Origin of the sequence: Roseimaritima sediminicola (genome assembly GCF_009618275.1) — a bacterium.
GTDB classification, from domain to species: domain Bacteria; phylum Planctomycetota; class Planctomycetia; order Pirellulales; family Pirellulaceae; genus Roseimaritima; species Roseimaritima sediminicola.
The window spans coordinates 1-10,719 of the sequence record NZ_WIAD01000084.1; the positions used below are offsets into that span (position 1 = coordinate 1).

Sequence of the window (10,719 nt, forward strand, 5' to 3'; positions counted from 1 at the left end):
GCCCTCCCCGGGCCTAAGAGCCCAACCCTCCCGCTGCGCGGGAGGGTGTTGTCGCGGGGTTTTACCTAAAGATTCATGCCGACGTGCTTACTCGTCCATGCGGTAAGCGCGCAGCCGGTCGCGCAAGGTGCCGCGATGGATGCCCAGCCACTGCGCGGCTTTGGCGCGGTTGCCGCCGGCGTGTTTCAAAACGACCTCCAGTAGGGCGGGTTCGCTGGCCGCCAGGAAATCGGCGTGCAGGGAATCGGGATCGCCCTCGCAGCGCTGAATCGCTCGAGCGGTCCACTGACGCACGACGCCGGCCAGGGCCGCTTCGGGCGCGTCCGCCGCGTCTTGGTCGCGACCCGGTTTGGGCGGCGGAAAGTCGGCGATGCTCAGCGGCCGACCGCGAGCAACCACGGCGGCGTGTTCGATCGCATTCTTCAGTTCGCGAATGTTGCCGTACCAGGGGCGTTGCTCGAGGGCGTCGAGCAGCGGCCGGTCGATCGCACTGTCCAGCGCGGCGTAGTCCATCGCGGAGAGAAAATGTTGGCACAGCGGAAGGATGTCTTCGGTGCGTTCGCGCAGCGGCGGCAGGTGGATGTGCATTCCGGTCAAGCGGTGAAACAGGTCTTCGCGAAACTGACCCGAAGCGACCTGTCGCGGCAACTCGCAATTGGTCGCCGCGATGATCCGCACGTCGGCGCGGCGCGGTGTCACATCCCCGACGCGGCAGAACTGGCCCTGTTCCAGCACTCGCAGCAGTTTGACCTGCGTGCCCAGCGGCAGGTCGCCGATCTCGTCCAACAGGATCGTGCCCTTTTCCGCACGCTCGAACAGGCCCGGACGGTCCTCGGCCGCGCCGGTGAAGGCGCCTTTGACGTGGCCAAACAACTCGCTTTCGATCAGGTCCGGGTTCAGCGCCACCGGCGCGATCGGTATGTAGGGTTGTTCGCTCCGCCGGCTGTGGCGAACGATCGCCGCGGCCACCAGTTCCTTGCCCGTGCCGGTCTCGCCGGTGATCAGGACCGATAGATCGCTTTCGGCTACCAACGCGATCTGACGAAACGCCTGTTGCATCGCCGGCGACGAACCGACCAGGACAGCTCGGCGCAGCGACATCGGACGCGTGGCTTCGGGCACGGTTCCCGAACCGGCGTCCCGCAGCGCCTGGCGACAGGCTCGCGCGGCATCGTCCAGTTTAAAAGGTTTGGTCAGGTAGTCGGTCGCCCCGCGCTTGACCGCTGCGACCGCCGTGTCCAAGTCGCCAAAGGCCGTGATCAGGATCACCGGCGCGTTGCCGGTGGCCTCGAGAAAATCCGGCAGCGCGTCGATGCCGTCGCGTCCCGGCAAGCGGACATCCAGGATGACCAGCGGTGGGCGATGTTCGGCGGCCAAACGCAGCCCCTCTTCCGCCGAGGAGGCGGTCAACACGTCGTGACCATCACGCGTGAGCATCTTCTGCAGGGCCCAGCAGATTGAGGGTTCGTCGTCGACAACCAAGATGGGTGGTTTTGACATCAGCTCGCGAATGGTTTCCGGTGAAGAGACGATGGATTCAAGATGCCGCGGTGCGCTGCAGCGGAACGGTGAACTGAAAAACGGTGCGGTCGCCCTCGCGGTACCAACGCACGCTGCCGCCCAGCCGCTGAGCCGTACGATGGACGATCGACAAACCCAATCCCATGCCTTCGGGTTTGGAGGTGACGAAGGGTTCGAACAATTCTTCGGCGACCGGTTCGGGAATGCCCGGGCCGTTGTCGATGACGCGCACGCACACCGCGTCGGGCGAGCCGGCCGAGGCCTGCGCCTGGTCGGCCGAGGCCTGCGCCTGGTCGGCCGAGGCCTGCGCCTGGTCGGCCGAGGCCCGTACCTGGACATCGTCGGCTGCCTGCAGGGCGTTGTGAACCAGGTTGCTGACCGCTGCGGTCCAGCTGGGCCCGTCGACCAAGCGCGCGTCGGCGACGGCCCCGTCCAGTTCCCAGTGCAGTTGCCGTTTCAAATGTTCGGCCACCGGAGCGAGGCTGCTGCGGAGGTCCTGCCAGCACTGCTCGACCCGCATCGGACGCTCTGGGTCCTGGCGACCGGCGGCGACCAACAGCAACCGCCGCACGTAGTCTTCGGATTGTTCGATCTGGCCGATCGCAACCTGCAGGTCTTCATCGGTGGCGTCGCGGCACTGCGCGGCGTGCAGTTCGACGGCCAGCCGCGCTCCGGTAAGGCTGTTGCGCAGTTGGTGTGCCATCCCGCCGGCCACCTGATGCAACACTTTCTCGTTCTGCTGACGCTCCAGACCCTTCCACAACTGACGCAGTTGACCCGCCATATTTTGCACGGCCAAACCCAGCCGGCCCAGTTCGTCCTGGCCTTGATCGGGAACGCGAACGTCGAAGTCGCCGCCGGCAACCGCTTCGACTCGCTGCTGCAGGATCGCGATCCGGCCGACCAGTCGCGAGGTCAGCAGCAGAGTGATCGAGGTGAGTGCGAGGATGGTCGACAGTCCGGTGACCAGCGGCCACATCGCCGCTTGTCGGCGCCGCGCGGCAACCACCGCTTCGTCGAACAGCACGCGCACGCTGTACACCCCGTCGGGACGAACCGGAGCGGCCACGGTGTTGAAGCCGAACGAGAGAAAACGCCGGGCGTCGGTGGTTTGCACGTGCGGCTGGCCGGGTGGCGAAGCCAACGAGACGGTGCTGTGCTGGACGCGACCCGTCGCATCCAGCGTCACCAGTTCGGTCTGGGTTAATTGAGCCAGCGAGTCCAGGACGAGGGCGTTCAGCGGATACGAGGCGTCGGCCAACGTCCGCTCGATGGCGTCGAACCGCGTGCGAATTTCCGTGGTGGCCCGTTGGGACCCCCACCAGTAGGAAGCCCCGGTCACGGCCAATGCCGCCAGTACCGCTGCGGCGACTTGCGGCCCCAGCAGTCGCAGTCGCAGGGATCGATTCCAGGACAAAACGGACAAGCGATGACTCGATGGAAAGAGCAGGGCAAAGCAGGGCAACGGAGACGTTTTCTCGAAGGGCAGTCGTGGCGGTTTATTTTAGGCGAAAAGCGGCGGCGGATAATCCGCCGCGGCCGGCGAAAACATCGGCGTTGAAGGGCGAGATGAACGATCGCGAGGACCGCCCGGGCGACTTTGTTTTGGTTCGTTTTCCCCGCGTTTGCGTTGGCAGGAGCGTGGTTGGCGGGGCGGATGCTTAGGCCCTGGCATGGCGGATGCTTAGGCCCTGGCATGGCGGATGCATAAGGGCGGTGACACGACGCTGGCGGAGGTCGCGGGAAGCATTTCCGGTGTCTCTGGTGCACGCCGCGAGGATGCCCCCTGGCTGGCCAGCCGATCCCTTTCAGCTCCCTTTTTCCAAACACACAGAACGGTCTATGAAATCCAAGCGTTATGCTTTTACGTTGGTCGAGTTGTTGGTGGTCATCGCCATCATCGGGGTGTTGGTGGGTTTGCTGCTGCCAGCGGTTCAGGCCGCTCGCGAAGCGGCTCGGCGGATGCAGTGCAGCAACCATCTCAAGCAACTGGGGTTGGCCTGCCACAACTATCAAAGCGTCCACGGCAGCTTTCCGCCCTCGGCCATGGTCAACCTGAACACGACTTCCACGGGCAACAACGGTTCTTGGGGCGTGCACGGCCGGATCCTGCCCTATCTGGAGCAGGGCAACCTGTACGACCGCGTCGATCTGTCCTCGGCGTGGGATCATCAGAGCGTGATCGATGGGCTGAAGATCCCGATCTATGGTTGTCCCAGCGACCCGGGCAGTTTCCAAGTCCGCACGTTCACCGATAACCGCCCGGCTCTGTACCCGACCAGCTACGGGTTCAACTTCGGTCGCTGGTTCGTCTTCAACCCGTCCACCCGGCAAGGCGGCGACGGCATGTTCTCTCCCAATCGCTTTTTGGACTTTCGCGATTGCACCGACGGCAGCAGCCAGACGTTGCTGGCCGCGGAAGTCAAAGCGTGGACGCCGTACCAACGCAACGGCGGACCCGCCACCACGGCCGTGCCGACCAGCCGCGGCGAAGCCGAGGCGATCGTGGCCAGCGGTGCCCAGTTCAAGAACACCGGGCACACCGAATGGCCCGACGGACGCGTGCACCACACCGGATTCACCGTCACGCTCGCCCCCAACAGCGACGTGCACTACAACGCCGGCGGGACGCTGTACGAGCAGATGGATTACAACTCTTGGCAGGAGGGAAAGAACGGCATCGCCGGCAGCCCGACCTATGCCATGATCACCTCGCGCAGCTTTCACTCCGGCGTGGTCAACGTCGTCAAAGTCGACGGCAGCGTGACCTCGATCAGCGAGACGACGGACCTGGCGGTGTGGCACGCCCTAGGAACCCGCGCCGGCGGAGAGGTCGTCACACAGCCGTAGCCGAAGGGTTTCCCCGAGCTCGCGCCCGGGGCTACCACATGCCATCGCGCTGCGATTCCAGAACGAAGAACCGGCGGAACCAACCGGCGGGGACAGAGCACGGAACCGGTGGGGACAGAGCACGCACATCGCGAACCGGTGGGGAAAGTCGTATTCACGACGACGCGGCCGCCGATGCTAGCAGCGTTGAATCGCGAAGCGATGGCATCGCGAACCGGTGGGGACAGTCGTATGTACGACGGCGCGGCCGCCGATGCTAGCGGCGTTGAATCGCGAAGCGATGGCAGTGGATAGCCTCGGATGCCAATCCGAGGTAGGAAGCCCCCAAGGTACGCTGGGAGTCGCGGAGCGACGGTAGTCGGTTTTGGGACCATCGACGACGGCGAAACGGGGACAGAGCTTGCACATCGCGAACCGGCGGGGACAGAGCACGCGCGCGAACCGGTGGGGACAGTCGTATTCACGACGGCGCGGCCGCCGATGCTAGCGGCGTTGAATCGCGAAGCGATGGCAGTGGATAGCCTCGGATGCCAATCCGAGGTAGGAAGCCCCCAAGATACGCCGGGAGTCGCGGAGCGACGGTAGTCGGTTGTGGGACCATCGACGACGGCGAAACGGGGACAGAGCTTGCACATCGCGAACCGGCGGAACCGGCGGGGACAGAGCACGCGCGCGAACCGGTGGGGACAGTCGTATGTACGACGGCGCGGCCACCGATGCTAGCGGCGTTGAATCGCGAAGCGATGGCAGTGGATAGCCTCGGATGCCAATCCGAGGTAGGAAGCCCCCAAGATACGCCGGGAGTCGCGGAGCGACGGCAGTCGGTTGTGGGACCATCGACGACGGAGAAACGGGGACAGAGCACGGAGGGACGGGGACAGGGCCTGCCTCGATCTGACGTGCTAGCTGCTAGCAACCGCCTTGCGCGTGACTGTCCCCGGTCGCGTTGTCGATCTGACGTGCTAGCTGCTAGCAACCGCCTTGCGCGTTGACTGTCCCCGGTCGCAATTGACTGTCCCCGGTCGCAGAGAGTTATACATGTCGCCCTTCCAGGGCTTGGCGGATGGTTTGATTGGGTTTCCCCGGGCTCGCGCCCGGGGCTACCACATGCCATCGCTCTGCGATTCCAGAACGAAAGAACCGGCGGGGACAGAGCACGCCTCGATCTGACGTGCTAGCTGCTAGCAACCGCCTTGCGCGATGACTGTCCCCGTGGATTGCGATGACTGTCCCCGTGGATTGCGATGACTGTCCCCGTGGACCCGTTGCGGCTGTCCGAATCGCCTAAAGACTACACTCCAACGCCCAAACTCGGACGGGTTTGGCTACGGCGGTGCGCAACCAGATTTCTTGGTAGGGAAATGCACTACAGATTCGGGAAGCTGCGGCCGATACTCTTTTGTGTGGGGCAAGAAGGGGCGTAACAGGAGCCGGGGACAGGTTAGCGGCTCTTGGAAGACGAGACGGGGTAGCTTGCTCGTTCTCATATCGGGCCGCGATTCGGGGCACCCGTCGAATCGCGGCCCTTTTTTGCTTCTGGCTCGTCCAGCCCGGGAGACTTAGACGTCCTCGTCTTCTTCGTCGTCGCCAAACACAAAGGCGACGTCCTCGCGTGTGTAGAACTGGATGCCCAGCAACTGGCATCCCTGTGGTCCGGCGATTTGCGAAATCTTCTCGGCTGTCGTGCGCAGCTCGCCTTCGTCGTTGCGTCCCTCGACAAAGACGCAACTACCGTAGCTGCCATCCTCGTCGGGTTCGTCGAAGTCGTCGCGATCCTCAAAACCTGCTTCGCCCAGGGCGGCGGCCAGCTGCTCGCTGGCTTCCAGCGATGGGGCTTCCACCAGGAACGCCCAGGGCATTTCGGCTTCGTCTTCCAAGCCGATGTCGCTCATGTGTCGCAGCCGCCAAGCCGCATCCTCCAGCTCCATCCAGCCGAACAATTCTTCCTCATCGATGGGGTCGTAGCATTCGACGCCCTCGTAGCGCAGTCCGCGTTCGGCGGCGAGGCTCTGCAGCCCCGCGGCGATCTGTTTGACTTCGTCGGCATCGAGGACACCGCGGCGAACCAGCATCAGCAGGGGATCGCCGTCAGAGGTGCTGCCATCGGCTTCGACTTCCTGGACGTTTTCTTGCAGGTGGACCAGGAAATCATCTTCCATCTCGGCGGCCACCTTCTGAAGGGCCGCTGAATCGTCCGATCGCAGCGAGAAGCTCCAGTCTTGCTCTTCGGCCAGGTCCTGATCCAAGTCGCCGGTCAGGTGCGCGAACAAAGCGTCGATATCGAAGGACAGGTCCGGTTCATCATTCATATTCGGGTTCTCGGGGAGTGCAAACGGGCAACGGCGTCGGACCCGCATTCTCCGCGCAATCGGCTCAGCGCACCAGCCGGCGCATTTCCGCGACTAAATCCGCTCCGGCATAGATCCGTTCGATGAGCTCGGTGTACGTCGCTGCGAAACGTTCGCTGGCCGCCAGGTCGCCAAAGACGGGCTTGAACTTGATGAAGGCCTGAGGGTCGGTTTCGGTACGGTGTGCCGCCGCGTGCAGCTCGTCTTTGCGGTCGTCGACGATCTCCAGCGGCCGACCCAGGCGATCCACTTGGCGGTCGTTGTACAAGCACCAAGCGGCAACGACAAAGGTGCCGAGGTCGATGCTGCGGCCGGCCTTTAGGTTGGCTTCGATCGTCGGCAGCAGGAAAACGGGCAACTTGCTTGAGCTCTGCAAACAAATGCGGCTGACGCTGTCGCGGATATTGGGGTTGCCGAATCGTTCGAACAGCGTGTCCTTGTAGCGATCCAGGTCGATGCCCGGAACCGGATCCAGCGTGGGCGTGGCTTCGAGGTCCATGAAGCGTCGCAGGTAAGCGGCGAACGTGGGGTCGGCGATGCAGTCGTTGATCGTGGCGTGACCGTGGATCGCGCCCAGAATGCCCAGCACCGAATGGCCGGCATTCAACAACCGCAGCTTCATCGTTTCATAGGGAACGACATCCGGGACGAACTGCACGCCGACGCGATCCCAAGCCGGTCGACCGCAACAGAACTTGTCCTCAACCACCCACTGGCAGAACGGTTCGCAGGTCACCGGCCAGCGGTCGTGATAGCCGTGGTGCGTCTTCAGGTATTTGATGTCGTCGTCGGTAGTGACCGGGGTGATGCGATCGACCATGGCATTGGGGAAACACACCTCGTCCTCGATCCACTTGGCCAGCTCCGCATCCTGGCGGCGAGCGAACTGCAGCAGCATCCGGCCCGTCAAATCGCCGTTGTGCTGGATGTTGTCGCAGGACTGCACCGTGAAGGCGGGCAACCCTTCGTCACGTCGACGGCGGAGGGCCGCGGTCAGGAATCCGAAGACCAGTTTGGGCTCCGAGGGGTTTTGCAAATCGTGCTGGGCTTCGGCGTTGGCAAAGTCGAACTGGCCGGTTTCCGGATCCACGTTGTAACCGCCTTCGGTGATCGTCAGGGACACGATCCGCGTATCGGGATGGGCCATCTGGGCGACGACCGCTTGCGGGTCCTGGTCGCCCAAAATGAAGCGATGGATCGAACCGATGACGCGGGTATCGATGCGGCCATCGGGGTGCCGGACGATCAAGCTGTACAGCCCGTCCTGTTTGTCGAGCACTTCGGCGATGCGCCGGTCGCCCGCTCGGATGCCAACGCCGCAGATTCCCCACTGCTCGGCATCGCCCTCATCGAGCAGACGGTCGGTATAGAACGCTTCGTGCGAACGATGGAAGCCGCCGACGCCGACGTGCACGATGCCGCTTTTCAAACGCACCGGGTCGTAGCTTGGTCGAGCGACCGAGGCGGGAAGCTCGGATAGGTTCGCTCGGTTCAGTTCGGCAGCTTGATTCATGTAGATGGACTTTGGTGAGGATGAGCCAGGGACTTTTCACGGCGCAACGCCCAGTACGCGGCGGCGAAGTACAGTAACGTGCAGACGAATCCCCAGCGATGGAAGGTTGCCGCGTTGCTGTCGTAGGTGATCGGATTCGGGCTGCTGAACATCACGCGAATGGCCAGGATCAGCGTCACGGCGAGGCTGGTCCAGGCGACGGCCCGCAGGATGCGCGTCAGCCCGCTGCGGTCTCGCGGATGTTCGCCTTCGGCCGCGGCCAAGTCGGCTTGATAGGCCTTGATGTCCGCGGCCCGCTGCTGCTCGGCTGCCTCCGGTTCCGGGTAGTCGTCCGCTGCGCCGAAGGCGCGAGCCATGATCGTGTACAGGATGATGGTAAAGACCCAGGTCGGCAGGAAAAGATAGAAAAACGACATCACGTTCAGGGCGTTCAACCCAAAGCCAAACACCAATCCGGCGGCCCAGGAAACGATCGCCGGAATGCTGTGCGAAAGCTTGCGGTAGGCGGCCCAGTACCGCGTCATGCCCAGCCGCGGAAACAGCACGTGTTCGGCAAACACGATCCCGCCCACCGGCACGACCAACAATCCGGCGTAGGTCAGCAGCGGTAACATCTGGCTGAACACAAACGGGAAGCATGCGATCAGCACCGTGACGCAGCCCACCGTGAACGTGACTTGACCTCGCGAATGATTGTAGAAGATCGCTTGGGCGGCCAAGCCGGCGCGGTACAGGTTGGCGTTGGCGGTGGTCCATCCGGCCACGATCACGATCACGTACCCCGACCACCCCAGGGCTCGGTAGGCCACGTCGCCCGGGTCCAGTTCCACGATCGTCGTGCTCAGCAGAGCCGCCGTTCCGGCACCCATGATCCCGGCCGCGATCCAGGCGATGTAGTGACCGAACAGCATCCCGGCACTGGTACAGATCCCATACGTCCAGCTCTTGGCGTACCGAAACAACGCCATGTCGATCAATCCGAAGTGCGTCAGCGTGTTGGCGGCCCAAGCAAACCCGATCACCTCCAGCAGACCGACACCGGGTTGCCCTTCGCTGTTGATGCCGGTCCAGATGCTACGGTCGCCGATGGTAATGAAATCGCGAAACCCCGTCAGATACGTGCGTCCCAGAACGGACTCGGCTAGCGCCGGCATCAGGACCAGAGCGCCGCTGGTAAACATTACCACCAACCAGGGACCACAGATACTGGAAAACTCGGCGACCGCGTTGAACCCATACATGGCCACCAGAACCACGATCATGCCGACGCCCAGGACGACCAGCACGAACATCCCGTCGGTCGGGTACCACTGCAGCTGAGCCGGAATGTCGAACAGCAACCGCACGGCCGTGCTGGAGACCGTGATCATCGCCGCCGAGATGACGGTAAAGATCAGCACGTTGGCCCAGTTGTAAAGATCGGCCATCGAATCGCCGGCGATCTTGTGCAAGTAGGTGTACAGGCTCAACCGCGTCTGCACGGCGATCGGCGCGGTGATGAAGGTCCAACTGGCAATCGCCAGCAGATTGCCGATCAATAATCCCAGCAGGATGTCGGACGTGGTTGCGCCCAGAGCCACGAACGTCGCCCCGATCACGAACTCCGTGGCCGCCACGTGCTCGCCGGCGTACAGGCCGAAGAAGTGCGTCCAGCCGTGCAGTTCGTGCTGGGCAACGGGCATCTGTTCCGGCTTCAGGCCGGCAATGCTCGCAGGCGGCGAGGGGGCGGTGGCGGACATGCGGTCACGTTATCCGGCGAGCGTGGGAGAAAAGCGCGAGACAAGGCTGCGAGGCGATCCGCGACGACCGCACGCAGTACCCGATTCTATCCGCTTTTCACTCGCCATTGCACGGTGTCGTGTTCTCCTGCTCGTACTCCTGCTCGTACTCAGCGAAGCGGTACTCGTACTCGTATTACGCTCCAGCCGCGGAGCGGCGAAAGCTCTTTGCCGGTGGTGAAACCACCGGTTTCTCCCACTGCTCGCGCTGATAGCCTCGGAGAGGCGACAGGTCTCCTTGAGCATGTGCGTGAAGGCTCGCCGGCTTGCCGCTCACCATCAAATCCGCTCGCGACGAAATCAATCGGCGTCTTCGGTGCTTACGATGGCAGCGGAGACGTCGATCGCCGGTTCTTCCAGCCAATTGATCCGCGAGATGGTGCGGGCGGAGTGGGCCGAACGGCCTTGGCTGTCGGCATCCTCGACAATGAAGTAGTCCGCTCCGACGTGTACCACCGTGCCGAGGCTGGAGCGACTATAGACACGAACCTTCGCCACGGGTGCTTCAAAGCGTTTGTCCTCGGGTAAGGCTCGTTTTCGTCGCTCGAGCGTTTCCTGATAAGCCTCAACATGTTGGCGTTTGGTTTTTGCCAACGCAGGATATTTCGCGTCGAGTTGTTCTTCGGTGAGTCGCCGCGAGTCGCGTGAAATGTCGAAGGCGTCCTTCGAGTAGATCGTGATCCGCAACGCACCGGAGTTGGGATGGTGG

8 protein-coding genes are annotated in these 10,719 nt (G+C 63.3%); 2 read left to right on the forward strand and 6 right to left on the reverse strand.

From position 1 onward, the window contains the following. Window positions 1-87: 87 nt before the first annotated feature. Both GE027_RS21790 and GE027_RS21795 read right to left on the reverse strand, forming a co-directional pair. Complete coding sequence (locus GE027_RS21790) at window positions 88-1,500, reverse strand: sigma-54-dependent transcriptional regulator (RefSeq protein WP_153559347.1); 1,413 nt, start codon at window positions 1,498-1,500, stop codon at window positions 88-90. Between the two features lie 37 nt (window positions 1,501-1,537). Continuing rightward, window positions 1,538-2,947, reverse strand: a complete 1,410-nt coding sequence (locus tag GE027_RS21795; protein ID WP_237607722.1) for a sensor histidine kinase — start codon at window positions 2,945-2,947, stop codon at window positions 1,538-1,540. A 416-nt stretch (window positions 2,948-3,363) separates the two neighbouring features. On the opposite strand from GE027_RS21795, the gene GE027_RS21800 reads away from it, so the two are divergent. Both GE027_RS21800 and GE027_RS22890 read left to right on the forward strand, forming a co-directional pair. After that, window positions 3,364-4,371 carry a DUF1559 domain-containing protein gene (locus GE027_RS21800; RefSeq protein WP_153559348.1) on the forward strand — a complete coding sequence of 336 codons (1,008 nt, stop codon included), beginning with the start codon at window positions 3,364-3,366 and terminating at the stop codon, window positions 4,369-4,371. Between the two features lie 108 nt (window positions 4,372-4,479). Then, window positions 4,480-4,665, forward strand: coding sequence for a hypothetical protein (locus GE027_RS22890; protein WP_162006872.1), 186 nt, complete (start codon window positions 4,480-4,482; stop codon window positions 4,663-4,665). Between the two features lie 1,265 nt (window positions 4,666-5,930). On the opposite strand, the gene GE027_RS21805 is transcribed toward GE027_RS22890, so the two are convergent. The 4 genes from GE027_RS21805 to GE027_RS21820 all read right to left on the reverse strand — a co-directional run. Continuing rightward, window positions 5,931-6,680: a ribonuclease E inhibitor RraB gene (locus GE027_RS21805; RefSeq protein WP_153559349.1), complete on the reverse strand. Its 750-nt coding sequence runs from the start codon at window positions 6,678-6,680 to the stop codon at window positions 5,931-5,933. A gap of 64 nt (window positions 6,681-6,744) precedes the next feature. Then, complete coding sequence (locus tag GE027_RS21810; protein WP_153559350.1) at window positions 6,745-8,232, reverse strand: mannitol dehydrogenase family protein; 1,488 nt, start codon at window positions 8,230-8,232, stop codon at window positions 6,745-6,747. After that, the gene (locus GE027_RS21815; RefSeq protein ID WP_153559351.1) at window positions 8,229-9,971 is read right to left on the reverse strand and encodes a purine-cytosine permease family protein; all 1,743 of its coding nucleotides are present in this window, start codon (window positions 9,969-9,971) and stop codon (window positions 8,229-8,231) included. Before GE027_RS21815 ends, GE027_RS21810 begins: the two co-directional genes overlap by 4 nt. A gap of 339 nt (window positions 9,972-10,310) precedes the next feature. Next, window positions 10,311-10,719: hypothetical protein (locus GE027_RS21820; RefSeq protein ID WP_237607725.1), on the reverse strand; the 409-nt coding region annotated here is incomplete at its 5' end.

Coding starts and splice junctions, on each gene's coding strand:
- GE027_RS21810 (WP_153559350.1), bottom strand. CDS start 8,232: ATGAATCAAGCTGCCGAACTGAACCGAGCGAACCTATCCGAGCTTCCC.
- GE027_RS21800 (WP_153559348.1), top strand. CDS start 3,364: ATGAAATCCAAGCGTTATGCTTTTACGTTGGTCGAGTTGTTGGTGGTC.
- GE027_RS21805 (WP_153559349.1), bottom strand. CDS start 6,680: ATGAATGATGAACCGGACCTGTCCTTCGATATCGACGCTTTGTTCGCG.
- GE027_RS21815 (WP_153559351.1), bottom strand. CDS start 9,971: ATGTCCGCCACCGCCCCCTCGCCGCCTGCGAGCATTGCCGGCCTGAAG.
- GE027_RS21790 (WP_153559347.1), bottom strand. CDS start 1,500: ATGTCAAAACCACCCATCTTGGTTGTCGACGACGAACCCTCAATCTGC.